This is a genomic window from Peribacillus sp. ACCC06369, assembly GCF_030348945.1.
Lineage (GTDB): Bacteria > Bacillota > Bacilli > Bacillales > DSM-1321 > Peribacillus.
The window spans coordinates 3,091,460-3,110,984 of the sequence record NZ_JAUCEN010000002.1 but is presented as its reverse complement, the minus strand read 5'-3'; the positions used below and the strand labels follow the sequence as shown (position 1 = coordinate 3,110,984).

Sequence of the window (19,525 nt, the reverse complement as noted above, 5' to 3'; positions counted from 1 at the left end):
TTTTTTTTGATTTTTGAAACATGGTAACTATATATTCGTAATTACTAAAAAATAAAAGTATACTAAATATAATGATAATACAAAAAAGGAGGGGGAGTGTGATTTGAAAGCAGCGGTTTGGTTCAGGAAAAGTCTGGTCATTTTAGTATCCGTTTTAACGTTTGGTCTTGTCACTCCTTCAGATCTGGCGTGGCTTGCTGAAGCCGATTCGTTAAAGGATACTAAAAAAGGGTTGGTGGATGAAGAAGGGTTAGCCTATCTTTCTTCACAGAAACCGACTGAACCTGAAGAGGAATTCAACCGGGAAGAATTTTTATCGGGCATATTCAATAAAGCAGAGGAAAACGCATTTATGAAATTTGGCGATAAGATCAATCCTAAAATAGGCGATGAGTTCAAAATGGTAATATTACCAAAAATGGAAGAAGCCATTACAGAAATGGCTGCCCAATTTCCAGATGAAAAATTACAGCAATTAACCATTACTGAGCAGCCGAGTGCTGGCAGGGCCGAGAAAATTTTTCATATTTATGATTCATATAGCGGCAAGGATATCATCAGATTCCATGTAAGGCAGGAAAATCCTCCACTGGATGGTTATTGGTTCAATTTTCACTATCATACCTACCATGATTCATTTGCCTCCCATTATGATATAGGGAAAATATATTGGGATAAAAATACGCCGCCAGAGTGGACGAATAAACAAAGGCTCTCATAGTGTGGATGGTTTCGTTGATTTTAATTAAGTGTAAGCGTATGATGAAAATGAAATTTCTAATAGGCATTAAATGATACGTTGTCATGCAACGTATTTATTTTGTGTTTAAAACATAGTAGAGTTTTTATCATTACTGGGAAGAATGTTATTTTAAATGGTTTTCTAATTTTGCTGTAATAGTAGCAGGGGAGTCTTTATCATGTCAGAGTTGTTAAATAACATCATTCAAACATATGCTCAATTTTTTGATTGGCATATGTGGGTGGAGGTTTTATCCGACCCTGTGAGCTGGGGATTGATAGGAACGCTTGTATTAATGGAAGGATTACTATCGGCGGATAACGCTTTGGTATTAGCTGTAATGGTCAGGCATCTTCCGGAAAAACAACGGAAAAAAGCACTTTTTTATGGATTATTAGGTGCTTACGCTTTTAGGTTTATAGCGATTGGAATCGGTGTTTTCCTCATTAAGCTTTGGTGGGTGAAGGTGATTGGAGCAGCCTATCTTGGTTGGCTCTCGTTTAAATACTTTCGGGATAAAAGGAAAAAACAAGCGGGGACCGATGAAGATATCCAGGGAATGAGTAAAAACAGCATACTGATCCGTATGTTTGGTACATTATGGGGAACGGTTGCGGCAGTGGAATTGATGGATATAGCATTTTCCGTCGATAGTGTCTTGGCCGCTTTCGGGGTGAGTGAAAAAGTCTGGGTCCTTCTGACCGGCGGGATGATTGGTGTCTTGATGATGCGGGGAGTCGCAGGTTTATTTTTAAAATTGATAGACAAGGTTCCTGAATTGGAAACTGCCGCATATGTGCTTATCGGGTTCATTGCTATAAAAATGCTAATTGCCGTTGCAGGGATCGAAATCCCTTCTACGATCTTTTTTGCCTTTATCTTGATGATTTTCGGCACCACGATCGTATTTCATTTGAAGAAAGGGAAAAAGCTCAAAGAACATGGTTGAGCACTATGTAAAAAGCTGACACAAAAATGATGTCAGCTTTTTGTTGACAAAAGGATTCGGAACGTTATCATCCCAAACCCCTTTCGACTTTTTTTGTTATTCTTTTAATTAGACCTCTCAAATTTCGACTTTTACCATTCCTTGATCTTTCCATGTCCATTTTAAAGTCCTTTAAAGTCGTCCCACCGCATGCCATGTTTTTTTGGGGTTTTGCGAATAAAAATGCGGTGACTTTAATCCTCGAGTTTTTATCATGTTTTTTACTGTTTTATATGGGGGATGAAACCCTTCCTAGATTGAAGATATTTGCGACACTCCTGCCGAGCCCTCCGCTAAATGCTTACGGCGAGGGGGATATTGGCAGACAGACAGTCGGCGGAAAGGGTGCGGATATCTGAAGTTGGTTGGAAAGTAGGGACACTCGCTTTCTGCGGGCGGTCCGACCTCGCGGACCTATTACAATATAGAACATATTATAACTTCTGCAAACCATTTTAGTCAGGTGAAACAAAGGAAACCCCTGCTCAGCGTTTAAAAATTTCCGATAAGGTGTATTCTTGGGAAGGTATAATTTATAAACGATTAGTCTCCATTTATATAAAATTCTTCAAAAAAAATAGCTCATTGTTTTATCAATGGAATTCCTTTTTCCTCTTCAACTAACGACGGAGGTTAGTGAAAGAAGGAGAATTAAATTTAGTGAAGAATTAACCTTGTAAAGAGTGGTATCTTACCTGAGGAAGTATCAATGGAATTACAAGATGGTTTATATGATGAAATATCAAGTTTATGTTCCGAGGGAGGGGGATCAGTTGGTTGATGGAAAAACAGCGTAACATTATTTTATACATTGGTACTTCAATTGATGGCTATATTGCAAATGATGATGGTACATTAGAGTGGTTAGAATCAACAGAAGTAGAAGGAGATTCTGGCTACAATTCAATTCTGGAAAGAATTGACACTGTTGTTATGGGAAAAGGAACTTATGATGTCATTCGTGGATTTGATATGGATTATCCTTATTGTGATTATAAAAATTATGTATTTTCTAAATCTGTTAGTGGATCAGATGAATATGCTTCATTTATTGATGAAGATGTCAAAACTTTCATTAAAAATGTAAAACAAAAGCCTGGTAAAGATATATGGTTAATTGGTGGAGGAAACTTAGCTCGTGAATTTTTTAAAGAAAATTTAATTGATGAATTCCAACTAGCCATTGCACCCATTATTTTGGGGAAAGGAATCTCCCTTTATATCGGAGATGATATTACCCTAAAATACACATTAACCAAAGTGGAAAAATTAGGTCAACTTGCTATGCTTCATTATATAAAAAAATAATTTTCATCATCTTTCCCTTTTTTAGTAGGGAAAGATTTTTACCTTTTCAATTACACTTTTTACTGAAAATCGTTCGAAAAATTAATGGATGTTTATATAACTAACGGTGAGCTTTAGTACAATTAGTTAATAAAGATAAATATGAGGAAGAGCACAGTTTGAAGAACGGTGCTTCAGTTAGTAGACAAAAGAGTTCTATCTAAAAGTTAAAACAAAGTTGATTGGAGCGGAAGGTGCGAGACTCCTGCGGGAAAAGCGCGTCCAGGAGAGACCCCGCAGGCGCAAAGGCGCCGAGGAGGCTCCCGGACCGCCCGCGGAAAGCGAGTGCCTTGAGCGGAATTCAACGTCTAAATTGTACACCCATAAAAAAAACTGTAGGCAAACTCGATTTTCATCGAGATGCATACAGTCTGTGCTGACATCAAATATGATGTCAGCTTTTTTTTTGGAGAATATCAAGTAATTGAAGAAGGGCGGTAAATGTAGTGAAGAAAATCAAAGGCAATAAAATGTTAAGCCAGAGAGAAGGGAGTAACGGATGCAGCAATATGCCAAAGAAAATGGAGAACAAAAAAAGGTCGAGAATGATGAACACTTTTAAACTGTAAATATCAAGGACTTCTTCAGCAAGTTCACGGTGCTCATTCAAGCTGGCGTTTTTATTATTGGTTTCCATGCAATCACCTTAAACCTTTTACGATTATATACTGTTGATATATGAAAAGAGCGGAACAATGGTTCTTTTAAGGAAGGGCTGGAACCAAAATTACCAAAAAAACATAGAGTTTTTACATTAAATCAATATGTTATACTAATATAATAGTGTTGAAGATTTATAGATTTAAAAATACATATATTTCTTGACGATAATGAGAAATGATTGAAAGGAGAGAAGATTGTGAAAAGTAAAAAATGGTTAACCGTTCTTGCATTATTTGCCTTTTTCCTCTCGATGCTCTCCTATTCCCTAGCAAAGGATGAAGGGGTAAAATGGCGGAATTTGCCCAAAGATAACCTTTTAAGTCAAGCAGATATTTTTAATGATAATAAAGAATTACAAAGAATATTTTTATTTCCAGAAGGGGAATACAATGAAAAGGAAGCACTGAAAATTGTTGGAACCATTGACAAACTGCCGCATTCCCTTTTAGTGAAGACTGCTGACAGAGGTGTGAGGGTCAAACTATTTAATGGTAATTTAACAGAAAATCAATCTGCGGCTAAATTAAAGGGAAAATCCCCCCGTGGTTATTTGAATAAAGAAACAACTTGGGATGATGTACCTGGGATGGGCGGATCTCATACCGTATTGGTTAAAATCGGAGCAAGTGACAAGGGTAACGGGCATGGCTCCATTAATTTGGAACTGCATGAGCTAGGGCATTCCATTGATAATATAGTTTATGATGGTATCCGTGAAGACATGGATTATTTGAAGATTTGGGGCAAGGAAGTGGGAGGACTGTTTCCTGGACAGTCGTATTTTTCCAATTATCCTGAAGAATACTTTGCAGAAACGTTTGCGATGTTTTATGTAAACTTCGAACAAAATCAATTACTTAGAAAAAAAGCACCCGAGACTTATAATTTTATTAAACAATTAGATTAAACATTGGGCTATAATACGTTAAAATAAGGAGAATGAAAGTAGAAAAGGTGGTTTATCATGAAGCAATATTTAGATTTATGTAAGCATGTACTCGAGAATGGCACTCAAAAAGGTGACCGTACGGGAACAGGGACGATCAGTACATTCGGATATCAAATGAGATTTAATTTAAAAGATGGGTTCCCTGTCCTTACAACGAAAAAGGTTAGTTTAAAAGCGATTATCCATGAACTATTATGGTTTTTGAAGGGTGATACAAATGTTGGCTACCTTCAGGAAAATTCCGTACGCATATGGAATGAATGGGCTGATGAAAAGGGAGAATTAGGTCCGGTTTATGGTCATCAATGGCGTTCTTGGGGAGCGGCTGATGGACGGCAAATCGACCAGATCAGTGAATTGATCGAACAAATCAAAACGAATCCCAATTCAAGAAGGCTGATAGTGAGTGCTTGGAATGTTGGGGAACTGGACGAAATGGCATTGCCGCCTTGCCATGCTTTCTTTCAATTCTATGTGGCTGATGGCAAGCTTTCGTGCCAGCTATATCAACGTTCAGCGGACGTCTTTTTAGGTGTTCCTTTTAATATTGCTTCGTATGCGCTCCTAACGATGATGATCGCGCAGGTGTGTGATTTGGAAGTTGGCGAATTTGTACATACTTTTGGGGATGTCCACATCTACTCTAACCACCTTGAACAAGTGGAACTGCAGTTGACTCGTGAACCGAAACCATTGCCAATCATGAAAATAAATCCGGAAGTGAAAAATATCTTTGATTTTAGCTTCGAGGATTTCGTTTTGGAAAATTACGAAGCCCATCCCCATATAAAAGGAGAGGTTAGCATATGATATCGTTGATAGTGGCCATGGATCAAAATCGTGTGATCGGGAAAGACAATAAACTGCCATGGCATCTACCGGCCGATTTGCAGTATTTTAAAAAGGTGACGATGGGGCATCCAATCGTCATGGGCAGAAAAACATTTGAATCAATCGGCAGGGTACTGCCTGGCCGTGAAAATGTCATCGTTACCCGAAATCAGGATTTTAAAGCGGAAGGTTGCGTAGTATTACATGATATTACACAAATCAAAACGTTTGCAGATAATAGTGTTGAGGAAGTCTTCGTGATTGGCGGAGCCGAAATCTTCAAGGAAATCCTTCCTGTTACCGACCGCCTGTATATAACGGAAATTCATGAAACCTTTGAAGGTGATACTTTCTTTCCCGTGATTGATGAAAATGAATGGGATAAAATTTCCTCAAACCCAGGCAGCATCGATGAAAAAAATCGATATGCACATGATTTTATTATTCTACAAAAAAAATAAATGACTAATCCGATTATGGGGAAATAACCATAATCGGATTTTTTTTGGTATGGAATGAACAAAAGATAGAATTTTTAGAAAAATCAATTACATTAATAACAGTAAAGTGCTATAATGATTGAATTGATTAGGAAGGAATGAGGGATTGATATGAACCAGACAGCATCCATGAATAGGGGGATTCAATTGGAAGATATTCTAATTGCCTACAGAGAACTGAAAGAAATCGTTTTACATACTCCTTTACAAAAAAATCAGAGGCTCTCTGAAAAATATGAATGTAATGTATATTTAAAACGCGAGGACCTTCAACATGTACGTTCCTTTAAATTAAGAGGAGCTTACTATAAAATGAAAAGCTTGACCGAGGAAGAGACGAAGAATGGAGTCGTTTGTGCCAGTGCAGGTAACCATGCACAGGGAGTTGCTTTTTCTTGCAGTCAATTAGGAATCCACGGGAAAATTTATATGCCTGCTACAACACCAAGGCAAAAAGTCGATCAAGTTCAGTTATTTGGTCGGGATAATGTGGAAATCATCCTAATCGGAGATACATTCGATGATGCATTTGCCATGGCGATGGAATGCTGTGAAAAAGAAGAGCGTTCCTTTATCCATCCATTTGACGATGAAAAGGTAATCGCCGGGCAAGGAACAACGGCTGTAGAAATCCTGAATGATTGTGAAGATGGAATTGATTATGTATTTGCCGCTATCGGCGGTGGCGGTTTAATGGCCGGAGTATCAAGTTATTTCAAATCGGTTTCACCAAAAACGAAATGCATTGGCGTGGAGCCGCTTGGGGCTGCATCGATGGAATACTCCTTCAAGGAAGGAAAAGTTTCTGAACTTGAAAGCATAGATACATTTGTTGACGGAGCAGCTGTCAAGTGTGTAGGACAGATGACATATCAGCTCTGTAAGGAAAACCTGGAAGATATCGTTGTCGTTCCTTCAGGGCAGATCTGCACGACGATTCTCGATTTATATAATCAGCATGCAATTGTCGCTGAGCCGGCAGGGGCCATTTCTGTAGCCGCTTTGGATTTGTACAAAGAACAAATCAAAGGCAAAACGGTTGTTTGCATGGTCAGTGGAGGGAATAACGACATTGGTCGTATGCAGGAAATTAAGGAGAAATCCTTATTATATGAAGGACTGCTTTATTATTTTATCGTGAATTTCCCGCAACGCGCTGGGGCTTTAAGGGAATTCCTTGATGAGGTGTTAGGACCGAATGACGATATAAGCCGATTTGAATATACGAAGAAAAACAATAAAGAAAGCGGGCCGGCCCTGGTTGGTGTAGAGCTAAAGGATAAAAATGATTATCAAGGGCTCATTCAAAGGATGAACAAAAAAGGATTCTCTTTCGTTGAGGTCAATAAAGACAGTAATTTATTTCATTTATTGATTTAATCATGGACAAAATGTTAAATTAGGATAGAATAATACCTATGTTTTTACATTTTATTCTGCCGGCACAGTCGTTACGGCCATACTGTCGAAAATTGTTACCATTCTATGACGAATTGCCAGTTCCCTTTCAATTGGTTGGAAATGGTATTATAATCGTAGTAGGTCTAATTACAACACCAAAGGGGATGTATCCATGTCGAACATTGGAGTACCTGGTCTGATTCTCATCTTAATATTGGCATTAATTATCTTTGGTCCGAAGAAACTTCCAGAAATTGGCCGTGCTTTTGGACAGACACTTCGTGAATTTAAAAAGTCCACGAGTGACTTAACAAAAGGTGATTATGAAGAAGATAAGAAATTACAACAAAAAAATCATGAATGATTGAAATGCTGGGCGTAAGATGTAATCGTCTTGCGCCTTTATGCTGGAACAAAGATACGGATTTTCAGATGAAGGCGTGATCAACTTTGGAAGATAAAGAATTAAATATCATCGATCATCTCGATGAATTGAGAAAACGGCTCATCATTACTGCTGTTGCTTTTTTCATCTTTTTTATCGCCAGTTTTATTTATGTTGAAGAGATTTATAATTGGTTCGTGAAGGATCTCGATTTTGACCTGATGGTATTGGGACCAAGTGATATTATCTGGATTTACTTTATGCTTTCAGGCGTCGTAGCCATTGCGGCAACGATACCGATAATTGCTCTGCAAATATGGTTATTCGTTAAACCCGCCTTGATGCCAAATGAAGTAAGAGCGACCCTTGCCTATATTCCAGCACTTTTCTTGCTTTTTATCGGAGGGCTTGCTTTTGGTTATTTTGTCATCTTCCCGACCATTCTTCAATTTTTGATTGAATTGGGCGATGGGATGTTCATAACCAGTTTTACAGCGGATAAGTACTTTTCATTCCTATTTAATATGACGATACCTTTTGCCGTTTTATTCGAGCTTCCGGTCGTTACCATGTTTTTGACCTCCATTGGTATAATTAATCCTTATGTGCTTCAAAAGTTAAGGAAGTATGCATACTTTGTACTGGTTGTCATTGCGATATCGATTACGCCGCCTGACTTTATGTCCGACTTTATGGTAATGGTTCCACTGCTGTTATTATACGAAATCAGCATTTCATTATCTAAAGTCGTCTATAAACGAAGGGTGAAGCGTGAAAGTTTGCGGGAAGGCAGCTACGAGGAAGGTTTATAACAGGGGACCCATGATGGCATTTTGCCATTATGGGTTTTTTGTAATGTAAGTCGAGCGTGATTTGTCCATTTTTTTATACATTTGAATATTTATACTTTTTGATTTATTGTGTATAATGTAAGCAATCGGTTAAAAATGAGGATTGATATTTTGATGTTCAAATGCTTGGAATTCAAAGATTGTTTTGGACATAAGGTCACAATTTCAGAAATACCTGTCTTATTGCCTAGTGATCCGAATTTTTTTATGTTGACCGCGCGTTTGGAAATATTTGTAAAGAAAGTTTTTGCTAATAAAGATCATAAAGAAAATTACTCATTTAAGCATTATTTAGCATCCGTACTCAAATGGCCCGTTTATAACAAGATTTTTTTTGGAAGCTTACTCAATAATGCTTAATGCGGACTGTTCCATAGCTAACATCTCCGATAAAAGAGATGCCACGAATGCCGTGCGATTCCGAAATAAAACGGCATGTGTTCAGGTTAGCTCATGGGACGGTCTTTTTTTTGTGCAATCATTTCGAAAGATGAGTATCCTTTCACTTGAAAAAAGATACCTTTGGTTTGAATGCGTACCTTGAATAGGTATAATACAATAGATATGTTAATTTAGGGATGTGTAATGATGAAAAAAGTAAAGATAGTAACAGATTCTACAGTAGATATGACACCGGAAGAACTGGAATATTATGACATTACAATGGTTCCTTTATCTATCTTTATAGATGGAGAGACTTTTTTGGATAAGGTTGAAATCGAACAAGAAGAATTCTTGAAAAGGATGAACCAGTCAAAAGAACTTCCAAAAAGCTCACAACCAGCCGCAGGTACCTTTGTTGAGGTATATAATGAACTCGGAAAAGACGGCAGTGAGATTATTTCGATTCATATGACAGGTGGCATGAGCGGTACTGTACGCTCAGCGGAAAGCGCAGCCAGTATGTCTGAAGCGAAAGTAACCGTTCTTGACTCGAAATTCATTTCGAAAGCGATGTCATTCCAGGTGATCGAGGCAGCGAAGATGGCAAAGGAAGGGAAATCCGTATCAGAGATAATCGAACGACTGGAACATATTAAAAAGCAGTCAAGTTTAATCATTGTCATTGAAACACTTGATAACCTCGTTAAAGGTGGAAGGATTGGGAAAGTTTCTGCATTTATCGGTTCACTGCTGCACATAAAGCCGATTGCACTTTTGGACGATGGTGTACTGAATCCTGTATCCAAAGCTAGGAGCCAGTCACAGGTCGTGAAGTTCATCATCAAGAAATTCAAAGAAGATACACAAGGCAAAAAAATTAGAGGCATTGGTTTTGTACATGCAAATGGACTTGAAATTGCGGATAAAGTCCGCCAGGCCATTGCAGAATTAACAGGGTATCAAGATATAAAGATAGATGCAACCACTGCCGTTGTCAGTACCCATACAGGCGAAGGCGCCATGGCAATCATGTATTATTGGGATTGATATGTATAAAGTGTATGAAATTGCAGCCGCAGAGGTCTGTCATTTTTACAATTGTCTTTAATTCGTAGAAAGTGTTGCTGTTCTCATACCAATTGGTCTGTTAGAATAAATGAAGTAACAGAATATTTTATACATAAAGGACGGGGTAGGGATGAGAAAGCTGCATTTGCTTATGGCAGCTATGGGGGCATCAATTTTATTGCTGTTGACAGCATGCGGTTCCAATGGTGTACCTGATGCCAAGAATTGGGACCTTGAAGATTTTAGTTACATTGATCAGGAGGGAAAGCCTTTCTCAAAAAGCGATCTTAAAGGTAAGGTTTGGGTAGCGGATTTTATTTTCACAAGCTGCGAGACGGTCTGTCTGCCCATGACTTCCAATATGACGAAATTGCAGCAGCAACTGAAGGCTGAGGGTATATCGGATGTAGAGTTCGTTTCCTTTTCTGTGGACCCGGAAATTGACAAACCTGATGTTTTAAAAAAGTTTGGTGACCAATTTAATGTGGATTACGGAAATTGGCATTTTCTGACCGGTTATGGTCAGGAAGAAATCGAGCAGTTTGCATTGGATAACTTTAAAACAATCGTCAAAAAACCAGAAAGAGAAGATCAAGTGATTCATGGGACCAGCTTTTTTCTAATTGATCAAGAAGGAAAGATCATTATGGATTATACAGGTCTGCAGGATATTCCCTTTGAAGAAATTATTAAGCATATAAAAATTTTACAGAATTATTGAACAGGTTAAATGACCTGTTCTTTCTGTTTTCATCCATTTTTCATTCGGATTTCTTTAGCATTTTGAAAGGTGAAAAAGTGAAAATTAGTTTTTGAAGAAACAGCAGTGGCGAAGAATGATTTTACATCCTCAGTACATGCTAAATTTTATAGGACTAGCTTTTATTCACTTCATTTTTCATATTGTATAGTAAGGAATGCTCAAGATAAAAGTATGATGAAGGTATATTGTTTGCAATTTTTCGTTTTCTGCATGATATAATATATGGGTAGGAAGGTGAGGGACATGAGGTACAGAATCACCTGTCTTTTCATATGCCTAGTTTGGATTTCAGGCTGCGGTCAAAGTGAACCGGCCTCAAAGCAGCCATCTGTTCAGCAGAAAAGCATAGTTGAGCTGAGTAAAAAGGAAACCATTCCTGCCAGCTTTTTTCCAGACCCTGTGCAAATCGTTTCAATTGGCGATTCCTTGACTCAAGGTGTCGGTGATAGTAAAGATAACGGCGGGTATCTGCCTTATTTACAAAATAAGCTGGAAAAAGAACCATCGATTACTTCCGTTGAGATGATTAATCATGGCATACGTGGAAATAGGACCGACCAACTATTGAAAAGACTGGATAAGGCTAGGATTAAAGAAGACATTAAGCAAGCTGACTCGATTGTTGTCACAATCGGTGGAAATGATATCATGAAGGTCTTTAAACAGAATTTCTCCAACTTGGAACTGAATCAGTTTGATTCGGCAAAAATAGGGTATGAAAAAAGATTAAGGCAGATACTTGATAAGGTTCGTTCCGAAAATGATCATGCGCAAATTTACCTTGTTGGCGTTTATAATCCATTCTCCAAATGGTTCGCTGATTTTTATGAACTTGATATGATCATGAATGATTGGAATGAAAGCGGAAAAGAGATTATTGAAGAATATGATTCAGCCTATTTTATTGAAATAGCAGACATTTTCAAGGATTCCGAAGAGGATTTGCTTTATGCTGAGGATTATTTTCATCCAAATGACCGCGGATATGAATTAATCGCGACAAGAATCTATAATGATATGGATATAACCACAATTGGAAAGGACACGTTGGAAGCGAGTGCCAAAGGAGATGATGACCAAGAATGACAAATGTCAAATGGAAGACTTTGTTTATTTCCCTATTAGCCCTAAACATCCTGGTCATCCTGTTTGTTGTGATTTTAGTAAATCTGCCGGCTAAAGATAAAGAGCTGATTCCACAAGTAAGCCACGAAGAAGATATCCAATTTCAAGTTCACACGAATCGGGAAGACCTGACGAGATTAATCAACCAATATCTTGATAAAGAAGGATTGACGGGATCGATTCACTACGAAGTGTATTTAACGGATGAGGTAGAGTTATATGGAACAATGCCATTTTTCAATCGTGAAGTTGAAATGAAATTGACTTTTGAGCCAATTGCCCAAAAGAATGGGGATTTGGTCTTAAAACAAAAATCAATTGCTGTTGGACAAATGAATCTTCCTGTTTCATATGTAATGAACCTAATAAATGAGCGTTATAACATGCCGGATTGGGTTAGCATCAGCCCCAATGACGAAAGTATTTATGTGTCATTGCAGGATATGGAATTGAAAAGCGACATTAGGGTGAAGGCGAAAGACTTCGATCTTGAGAATGATGACATTTCATTTTTATTGACCATCCCATCATCATTACAGTAATAGTGAATTGATAAAAAACCAGGATCAATGAATCCTGGTTTTTTATCATTTATGGGGAGAGCGTTAAGGTTTCTGGAGTTGATGATTTTCGATTCAATCCGATTATAAAAATGGTTGAGGACGTATTTTCTTGGAAAACATAGTTTGGCAAAGAGAGTATGATCTCTTTTGTCCCAGCTTTCCTGACTTCGAAGTCGACTATCATGGGATGTATATTAAGATAATCGCATGCTTCCCTGAAATCGAGATTTTCAAAAACGACATCTCCGTCTTTGACGGCAATATCCACCGAAGGTAAACCATGGGAAAGATGGATGAATCGGACCTTGGCTTCATTTTGAGGCACCAATGGATTATCTTCGAAAGGTGACATTTTCAACGACTCATTAGCCAAGGAAGCTGCTATGGTATAGGACCTCCCGCTTTCTAGCGCCACTTTACAGCCTAAAAGCCTTTGCCCGCTGCGGTATATCTCCAATTGGTATATGCCAGGGGAAAGCTGTGAATAACCATTGCTTTCTTTATATGAAAGATTGTTGAGAATGCACTTTTCATTTACATAAACATCAAATGAGGGAGCTGTTGGGGCAGCGTGTAAAATGCGAACTTGTGATGGCAATATGACTTTCATATGCTCATATCTCGATTGTTGTGTTGCTTTATTGAGACTTTTCAAATGCTTATGGTAATAATAATCATGCAGATGCGGATTACTGTATTTATAATAAGACGATAGTAAATCATAAGTACCCGCTTTTTGTAAATATGATTGTTTATCGCTCATTTCCAACACCTCACATTTTCCATTATGGACTCATCATATGTAGTTATACTTGGGCGTGTGTTTCCTTCCCTTATAAGGGAAGGGGCAATTTATGTTAAAAGGGACGATCGGCATATTATTTTACAGAGCAAAATAAAAGCGTTAAAATGCATTCAATGGATTGTTTGTAAAAAAGGAGGATTTTCATTTGACAAAGCAATTAGAGAAAGCAACATTCGCAGGTGGATGTTTTTGGTGCATGGTGAAACCGTTCGATGAACAGCCTGGTATCGAATCCGTTATCTCGGGCTATACGGGCGGGACTACGGAAAATCCTACGTACAAAGAAGTTTGTTCTGAAACCACGGGACATTATGAGGCTGTGCAGATCACCTTTGATCCAAGCGTATATCCATATGAAAAAATAATCGAGTTGTTTTGGCAGCAAATTGACCCGACAGATGTTGGCGGACAATTTCATGACCGGGGAAGTTCTTATCAAACGGCCATTTTTTATCATGACGAAAAACAACGTGAAATAGCTGAAGCATCCAAAGCTAAGTTGCAGGCGAGCGGAAAATTTTCCAAACCGATCGTAACGCCGGTTAGACCAGCCAAAACTTTTTATCCAGCTGAGACATATCACCAGCATTATTATAAAAAGCAACCTGAGCATTATGAAAGATATTCGATTGGCTCAGGCCGAAAAGCATTTATACAACATCACTGGGGGGAAAAAGATGAAAAGTAAAGAAGAATTAAAACAGAAACTTTCAGCGATTCAATATGAAGTCACCCAAAATAATGGAACGGAACCAGCTTTTAACAATGAATATTGGAACTTGAAGGAGGAAGGGTTATATGTGGACATCGTTTCAGGTAATCCTCTTTTCACTTCAAAGGAAAAGTTCGATTCAGGCTGTGGTTGGCCAAGCTTCACTAAACCGCTAAAAGAAGAGGAAGTGGTGGAAAACCTCGATACGAGTTACGGTATGAGAAGAATCGAGGTTCGCTCAAAAACTGCCGATTCTCATCTGGGCCATGTCTTTAATGATGGGCCTGGACCATCAGGCTTGCGGTATTGCATCAATTCTGCCTCATTGAGGTTCATCCCGCTCCAAGATCTTGAAAAAGAAGGATATGGAGAATACAAAAAGCTTTTTGATTGAATGGAAAACCCCCTATCAGATAATGATAGGGGGTTATTTAATATCGGGTAAGATTCAATCGGTAATGATCGATGCTATCCGGACATATGGGATGGTGGTAAGCTCCATTGCTTTACTTCTGCCAGTCACCTCAAAACGGACCGTATGTGAACCTGGAGGAAGCCCATTAGTGATAAATAAATACCTTTCACGGGCAAAGGGCCACCACGTATTCAAAGTGGTGATTTCATTTCCATCGATCCATACATCTACTTCCCCGCCATCGGGACTCCTAAGCAGTCTCACACCAAGCATAGTTCCTTTGAAGTTATATTCAATCACACTGCCCTTTACACTACTAGTGAAATAGCCGCCCCTTGGACGGAAACCTTTCATTTTTTCATAGTGTTCAATCTCGGATAATTCAAATTCTGAATGGTCATGAAGCTTAGATGGCAGGCCTGAAACAGTCTTCCCGCGTTCTATATTATCCAGGAAGCGTTCGTATATTTCATTAGCATAAAATTTATAACCTAGCCCATTTGGATGAATCAAATCTCTGGTCAGCTGTTTTTCCGTATATCCAGAATGCTTGAATATTGGACGCATATCCACATTAGTTGCACCATAATGTTTGGATAAAAGGACGATGGCTGACGCAAATTCCTCATATTTCAAGGAACTCTCTGTTATTGTGAACAATTCAGCATTAGGGTGGAGCCCTTTTGCCTTTCTGATTAAAGCTTCATATGTCATGATAAAATCATCGACATTCATATATTTACGGTCATTTTCACCGAAAACGAAGAAAATCAAATCTTTATGGTCATGCTTCTTTCTTTGGGAAAGCTTAAATAGACCTTCAAAAGCAGTGGATCCGCTTTGGACCACGTAATCTCCGTGTAAAGGAACATCATTGGTTTCGATCAACTTATCTTCTAACTGTTTGAACCATGTTAGTTTAGGGTTTTCGGCTCCCGACCCTCTTCCGATACTGTCACCAATAACGAGATACTGAATGGGCTGGCCTGTTTGGAATTTTTGATAAACATTTATCGAATCATCCGATCCATATGTTTTAGGAGCTTTTTGAAGGATATAGCTGATTAGAAGGATCGTGGCGATTGCAGCGAAAGGGATGAAGGATTTTGCGTTCTTTTTCAATTATGTTCCCCCGTATTAACCTTTTATGTATCTATATTGGCATGAGATAGCGTAAAGAGGCTAAGAATTGTTTTTTTTCTTATTATATCCCAATTTTAAAGTAACACAATAAATACGAAACGTTTTTTTGACACTTTTTATGGCTACTCTTGGTGTTTCACCTATTGAATGTTTAATGGTGATGAAGGTGTTTTTCGATAAGTTTTTTCTTAAATCCAAAAAAATAGGCAAATACACAGACCGAGGCGGGCGTATTGACATATGGTAAGGTGTAAAGAGAAATCAGAATTCTAAAAGGAGTGAAACTTAATGTACGGATATGGTGGAAATGTTGCAGGACCAGGTTACGGTTATGGTGGCGGCGGTGGATATGGTGGCGGCGGCGGCGGTTGCTGCGGATTTGGATCAGGCTTCGCATTAATCGTTGTCTTGTTCATTCTGTTGATTATCATCGGTGCTTCATTCTGTTGCTAATTGAATAACTAAAGAGACCAGTTTATAAAGCTGGTCTTTTCTTTATGTAAGGATTTGGTGGTTTGACGGGGGCCTTTTTAGAATCCATAGTGATTACTGATTAGACATGGATAAATACAGTGTAATCATGGGACAGGCGATACATTACACAACAATTCCTGGCACAACGGGAATGAAGAGAGGATGCCATTGATGGGGAGAACAAGGCCAAAGGATCTATAAGGAAATCATGACCAGGTTTTGATGTAAGTAAGGTCGATAAGAGAATGGGGTGAGTGGCAGTCCTTAAGAGTCTTGATTTTTCTTTGTTCAACATTTCTGCTAAAATAACGAAAGATGTATTAATTTAGGGGGATAAAGATATGAAACCTTCCCGTTTACAAGCAGGGGATGAAATTCGCGTTATTGCTCCTTCAAGAAGCTTGGCGATTGTCAAAGGGGAACAACGCAGATTGGCAGAAGAAAGATTGATTGAGCTTGGTTTTAAAGTGACATATGGTAAAACGGCTTTGTTCCATGATGACTTTTTTTCGAATTCGATTGAAGACCGGGTCGAAGATTTACATGAGGCTTTCAGGGATCCGAATGTTAAGGGAATCTTTACAGCCATCGGGGGGTATAACGCTAACCAATTGTTACGATATATCGACTACGATTTGATTAAGGAAAATCCAAAAGTGTTGATGGGGTATAGTGATATAACCGCAATTTTATTGGCCATTCATAAAAAAACAGGCCTAACTACATACTCAGGTCCTCATTTCTCGACGTTCGGAATGAAGGCTGGTCTGGAATATACGATGGAATATTTTAAAAAGGCTGTAATTGAAAGTGAAGGCTTTTATCTTGATCCAAGTGAAACGTGGAGTGATGACTCTTGGCATTTAGAACAGGATGACCGAACTTTCCACCCGAATGCTGGTTATATGGTCATTCAGGAAGGGGAAGCGGCTGGGACGATCATTGGGGGAAATCTTTGCACACTCAATCTATTACAAGGTACAGAGTTTATGCCGTCTTTAATGGACAGTATCCTTTTCATTGAAGATGACGAAGAAAGTCATCCATTCAGTTTTGACCGGGATTTACAATCCTTGTTACATCAGCCAGAGGCAACTGGGATTAAAGGAATCATCATAGGCCGTTTCCAAAAGGATTCGGGGATGACTGAATATGCTTTGCATGAAATCATAGCTGGCAAAAAGGAGATAAATGGCATACCCGTGATCGCTAATGCCAATTTTGGTCATGTTCATCCATTTGTAACGGTGCCGGTTGGTTCAAAAGCAATAATGAAGGTAAAGAACGGAAAAGCGACGATCCAGATAAATTCATGACACAGTTTGAAGACGCCGTTCAAAAAGTGGACGGTATTTTAATCTGTCGGGATTTGGATAAATGTATTTTACATTTTGGTGTGTTTTTGGAGCCTTTCCTCTAATCAGCACCTGAAAATTGTCCTATTTTACAAGCATTATTAGGGAATATGAGTCTAATAGTTCAAATTCTATATTTTTCTGATATAATACTAAGAGATTTAAAATAGAAAAGGTGATTATGTGTTATTAACAATTCCCGCATCCATTCGTTTAGAAGGGGCTTTGGCCGAGTATAATAAAAAAGGCCGTGTTAGCCATACATGTTTCGTTTGTAACGGAGACACTTCTAATGGTGATGCAAGCAACTTGAACTACTATAAGTTAGGAACTAAAAAAGTTTGTCATTCCTGCATGAAAAATGTTTTGCGTCATCCTTCTTTAAAAGAGTATGAATATGTACATACTTCAGTTATCGATAAAACTGCTTTTTATAAAAATGTGCTGGCTGTTTTAAAGGATGAAAGTTTTTTGGAGTCCATTCGTGAAAAAGAACTAATTAGCGCATTGTAAGAAAAAAGTGTATCTCTCGCGGATACACTTTTTTTGTCGCCTTTTTTTGTCCGATTCATCAGGAAACCCAAAAATTCATCCGTTTATTTGCTTAGGTCAATTTCCTTAGCAAGATTGCGTTCATCTGGACATACACTTTACTATATTGCATTTGTTTTTAAAGAGAAGGAGAGTGTGGGCTTATGGAGCAGTCTTCATTGATCAAGCCGGTCCTGGGAGGAGCCTACCCGACTATCAGTCATGGTCAAGGAGTGTTTTTATACGACAAAGAAGGTAAGGATTACTTGGATGCTTCCTCAGGTGCTGTTACTGCCAATATTGGCCATGGGGTCCAGGAAATCATGGAGGCGATGGTAAAACAGGCTAAACTGGTTTCATTTGTATATCGTTCCCAATTTACCAATGATGCTGCAGAGAAACTTGCCGGAAAAATTGCTGAATTGACCAAAGGGGAACTGACCTACAGCTTTTTTGTAAACAGCGGCTCCGAAGCAACTGAAACTGCCTTGAAGATAGCCATTCAGCATTGGCAGGAAAAAGGGAAGCCCAAGAAACAGAAAATCATATCGAGGTGGATGAGCTACCATGGCATCACGATGGGGGCTCTTTCAATGTCTGGGCATCCGATTCGTCGAGAGCGATTTACCCCTTTGCTTGAATCATATCCTTCTGTATCTCCTCCATATTGTTACCGGTGTCCACTTCAACTTGATCCCCATACGTGCGGAATGGCCTGTGCTTCGGAATTGGAAGCATCCATCCGGCGTATTGGCAGTGAAAATATAGCGGCTTTCATCGCAGAACCTGTTATCGGGGCAGCTGGAGGGGCGATTGTCCCTCCTGATGGTTATTTTCGAAAACTGAAGAAAATCTGTGAAGAGAATGATATTTTATTCATTGCCGATGAAGTCATGACTGGATTTGGACGTACCGGTAAGATGCTTGCCTCAGAATATTGGGATGTGGAACCTGATATCGTAACATTTGGTAAAGGCATGAGTGGAGGGTACACCCCGATAGCCGCCACAGTAATGACCAAAAACGTGATGGAGCCAATAATGAAAGGCTCGAAGTCAATTATCGGAGGACATACGCTTAGTGCCAATCCATTATCGTGTGCGGTATCTTTAGCCGTTTTAGAATATGTCGTAAGGAATGATCTTGTTGAAAAATCAGCCGATAGAGGGAAGGACCTGATTAGGGGCCTGAAGAAGTTAGCAGGGAAGTATTCCTTTATCGGTGATATACGTGGCAGAGGTTTATTGATAGGCGTCGAATTTGTCCAGGATAAGGCCACAAAGGCCCCATTTCCGAAGGAGGCCGATGTGACCAATGAAATCATTGAGTTGGGAATGAGGAATGGAATACTCCTTTATCCCGCAGCAGCAGGCCTTGACGGTGTAACCGGGGCAGCCATCATCATCTCCCCGCCGTTAACGATTTCGGAAGAGGAGTGTGCAGAATTGTTAATGAGGGTCGATATAACTTTTCGGCAATTTAATGAATCCTTTGGTAAACGGCCATCACACCAAGGAAGTGAGTCATAGT

24 protein-coding genes are annotated in these 19,525 nt (G+C 38.9%); 21 read left to right on the top strand and 3 right to left on the bottom strand.

The window, feature by feature from the left end; all coding sequences use genetic code 11:
- The first annotated feature begins 103 nt into the window (after window positions 1-103).
- The 4 genes from QUF78_RS15920 to QUF78_RS15905 all read left to right on the top strand — a co-directional run bounded on the left by QUF78_RS15920 (window position 104) and on the right by QUF78_RS15905 (window position 3,038).
- Window positions 104-721 (top strand): YpjP family protein, encoded by a 618-nt coding sequence (locus QUF78_RS15920; RefSeq protein ID WP_289325431.1) that lies wholly within the window; start codon window positions 104-106, stop codon window positions 719-721.
- 199 nt (window positions 722-920) lie between these two features.
- Window positions 921-1,691, top strand: coding sequence for a TerC family protein (locus tag QUF78_RS15915; RefSeq protein ID WP_289325430.1), 771 nt, complete (start codon window positions 921-923; stop codon window positions 1,689-1,691).
- 152 nt (window positions 1,692-1,843) lie between these two features.
- Window positions 1,844-2,089 (top strand): hypothetical protein, encoded by a 246-nt coding sequence (locus tag QUF78_RS15910; RefSeq protein ID WP_289325429.1) that lies wholly within the window; start codon window positions 1,844-1,846, stop codon window positions 2,087-2,089.
- A gap of 421 nt (window positions 2,090-2,510) precedes the next feature.
- Window positions 2,511-3,038: a dihydrofolate reductase family protein gene (locus QUF78_RS15905; protein ID WP_289325428.1), complete on the top strand. Its 528-nt coding sequence runs from the start codon at window positions 2,511-2,513 to the stop codon at window positions 3,036-3,038.
- 433 nt (window positions 3,039-3,471) lie between these two features.
- Here the strand turns inward: QUF78_RS15905 and QUF78_RS15900 are convergent, their stop codons facing one another.
- Window positions 3,472-3,714, bottom strand: a complete 243-nt coding sequence (locus QUF78_RS15900) for a hypothetical protein (protein WP_289316028.1) — start codon at window positions 3,712-3,714, stop codon at window positions 3,472-3,474.
- A 222-nt stretch (window positions 3,715-3,936) separates the two neighbouring features.
- On the opposite strand from QUF78_RS15900, the gene QUF78_RS15895 reads away from it, so the two are divergent.
- The 11 genes from QUF78_RS15895 (at window position 3,937) to QUF78_RS15845 (ending at window position 12,539) form a co-directional block, all read left to right on the top strand.
- Entirely contained in the window at window positions 3,937-4,647 is a 711-nt protein-coding gene (locus QUF78_RS15895; RefSeq protein ID WP_289325427.1) for an anthrax toxin lethal factor-related metalloendopeptidase, read from the top strand.
- A 57-nt stretch (window positions 4,648-4,704) separates the two neighbouring features.
- Window positions 4,705-5,499, top strand: coding sequence for a thymidylate synthase (locus QUF78_RS15890; RefSeq protein ID WP_289325426.1), 795 nt, complete (start codon window positions 4,705-4,707; stop codon window positions 5,497-5,499).
- Window positions 5,496-5,981, top strand: coding sequence for a dihydrofolate reductase (locus tag QUF78_RS15885; protein ID WP_289325425.1), 486 nt, complete (start codon window positions 5,496-5,498; stop codon window positions 5,979-5,981). The genes QUF78_RS15890 and QUF78_RS15885 overlap by 4 nt, the downstream gene beginning before the upstream one ends.
- A 150-nt stretch (window positions 5,982-6,131) precedes the next feature.
- A complete protein-coding gene (ilvA, locus tag QUF78_RS15880; protein WP_289325424.1) occupies window positions 6,132-7,400 on the top strand; it encodes a threonine ammonia-lyase IlvA in 1,269 nt (422 codons plus the stop codon).
- A 193-nt stretch (window positions 7,401-7,593) separates the two neighbouring features.
- On the top strand, window positions 7,594-7,785 hold the full coding sequence (gene tatA / locus QUF78_RS15875; protein ID WP_034307557.1) for a twin-arginine translocase TatA/TatE family subunit: 192 nt from the start codon (window positions 7,594-7,596) through the stop codon (window positions 7,783-7,785).
- A gap of 86 nt (window positions 7,786-7,871) precedes the next feature.
- Window positions 7,872-8,618, top strand: a complete 747-nt coding sequence (tatC, locus tag QUF78_RS15870; protein ID WP_289325423.1) for a twin-arginine translocase subunit TatC — start codon at window positions 7,872-7,874, stop codon at window positions 8,616-8,618.
- 135 nt (window positions 8,619-8,753) lie between these two features.
- Entirely contained in the window at window positions 8,754-9,017 is a 264-nt protein-coding gene (locus tag QUF78_RS15865) for a DUF2535 family protein (RefSeq protein WP_353957914.1), read from the top strand.
- A gap of 228 nt (window positions 9,018-9,245) precedes the next feature.
- A complete protein-coding gene (locus QUF78_RS15860; protein ID WP_289325421.1) occupies window positions 9,246-10,088 on the top strand; it encodes a DegV family protein in 843 nt (280 codons plus the stop codon).
- 151 nt (window positions 10,089-10,239) lie between these two features.
- Window positions 10,240-10,830 carry an SCO family protein gene (locus QUF78_RS15855; protein ID WP_289325420.1) on the top strand — a complete coding sequence of 197 codons (591 nt, stop codon included), beginning with the start codon at window positions 10,240-10,242 and terminating at the stop codon, window positions 10,828-10,830.
- Window positions 10,831-11,115: 285 nt separating this feature from the next.
- Window positions 11,116-11,958 (top strand): SGNH/GDSL hydrolase family protein, encoded by an 843-nt coding sequence (locus tag QUF78_RS15850; protein WP_289325419.1) that lies wholly within the window; start codon window positions 11,116-11,118, stop codon window positions 11,956-11,958.
- The gene (locus tag QUF78_RS15845) at window positions 11,955-12,539 is read left to right on the top strand and encodes a YpmS family protein (protein WP_289316038.1); all 585 of its coding nucleotides are present in this window, start codon (window positions 11,955-11,957) and stop codon (window positions 12,537-12,539) included. The genes QUF78_RS15850 and QUF78_RS15845 overlap by 4 nt, the downstream gene beginning before the upstream one ends.
- Before the next feature lie 49 nt (window positions 12,540-12,588).
- On the opposite strand, the gene QUF78_RS15840 is transcribed toward QUF78_RS15845, so the two are convergent.
- Window positions 12,589-13,323, bottom strand: coding sequence for a DUF4397 domain-containing protein (locus QUF78_RS15840; RefSeq protein ID WP_289325418.1), 735 nt, complete (start codon window positions 13,321-13,323; stop codon window positions 12,589-12,591).
- A 187-nt stretch (window positions 13,324-13,510) separates the two neighbouring features.
- Between QUF78_RS15840 and msrA the strand changes: the two genes are divergently transcribed.
- Entirely contained in the window at window positions 13,511-14,053 is a 543-nt protein-coding gene (msrA, locus tag QUF78_RS15835; RefSeq protein ID WP_289325417.1) for a peptide-methionine (S)-S-oxide reductase MsrA, read from the top strand.
- The gene (gene msrB / locus QUF78_RS15830) at window positions 14,043-14,471 is read left to right on the top strand and encodes a peptide-methionine (R)-S-oxide reductase MsrB (protein ID WP_289316041.1); all 429 of its coding nucleotides are present in this window, start codon (window positions 14,043-14,045) and stop codon (window positions 14,469-14,471) included. The genes msrA and msrB overlap by 11 nt, the downstream gene beginning before the upstream one ends.
- Before the next feature lie 54 nt (window positions 14,472-14,525).
- Here msrB and QUF78_RS15825 read toward each other — a convergent pair whose 3' ends face one another.
- Window positions 14,526-15,614 carry an SGNH/GDSL hydrolase family protein gene (locus tag QUF78_RS15825; RefSeq protein ID WP_289325416.1) on the bottom strand — a complete coding sequence of 363 codons (1,089 nt, stop codon included), beginning with the start codon at window positions 15,612-15,614 and terminating at the stop codon, window positions 14,526-14,528.
- 309 nt (window positions 15,615-15,923) lie between these two features.
- Between QUF78_RS15825 and QUF78_RS15820 the strand changes: the two genes are divergently transcribed.
- The 4 genes from QUF78_RS15820 to QUF78_RS15805 all read left to right on the top strand — a co-directional run bounded on the left by QUF78_RS15820 (window position 15,924) and on the right by QUF78_RS15805 (window position 19,524).
- Window positions 15,924-16,088: a YjcZ family sporulation protein gene (locus QUF78_RS15820; RefSeq protein WP_289325415.1), complete on the top strand. Its 165-nt coding sequence runs from the start codon at window positions 15,924-15,926 to the stop codon at window positions 16,086-16,088.
- Between the two features lie 362 nt (window positions 16,089-16,450).
- The gene (locus tag QUF78_RS15815) at window positions 16,451-17,425 is read left to right on the top strand and encodes a S66 family peptidase (protein ID WP_289325414.1); all 975 of its coding nucleotides are present in this window, start codon (window positions 16,451-16,453) and stop codon (window positions 17,423-17,425) included.
- A 222-nt stretch (window positions 17,426-17,647) separates the two neighbouring features.
- Entirely contained in the window at window positions 17,648-17,977 is a 330-nt protein-coding gene (locus QUF78_RS15810) for a hypothetical protein (protein ID WP_289325413.1), read from the top strand.
- 182 nt (window positions 17,978-18,159) lie between these two features.
- Window positions 18,160-19,524, top strand: coding sequence for an aspartate aminotransferase family protein (locus QUF78_RS15805; RefSeq protein ID WP_289325412.1), 1,365 nt, complete (start codon window positions 18,160-18,162; stop codon window positions 19,522-19,524).
- Window position 19,525: the final 1 nt, after the last annotated feature.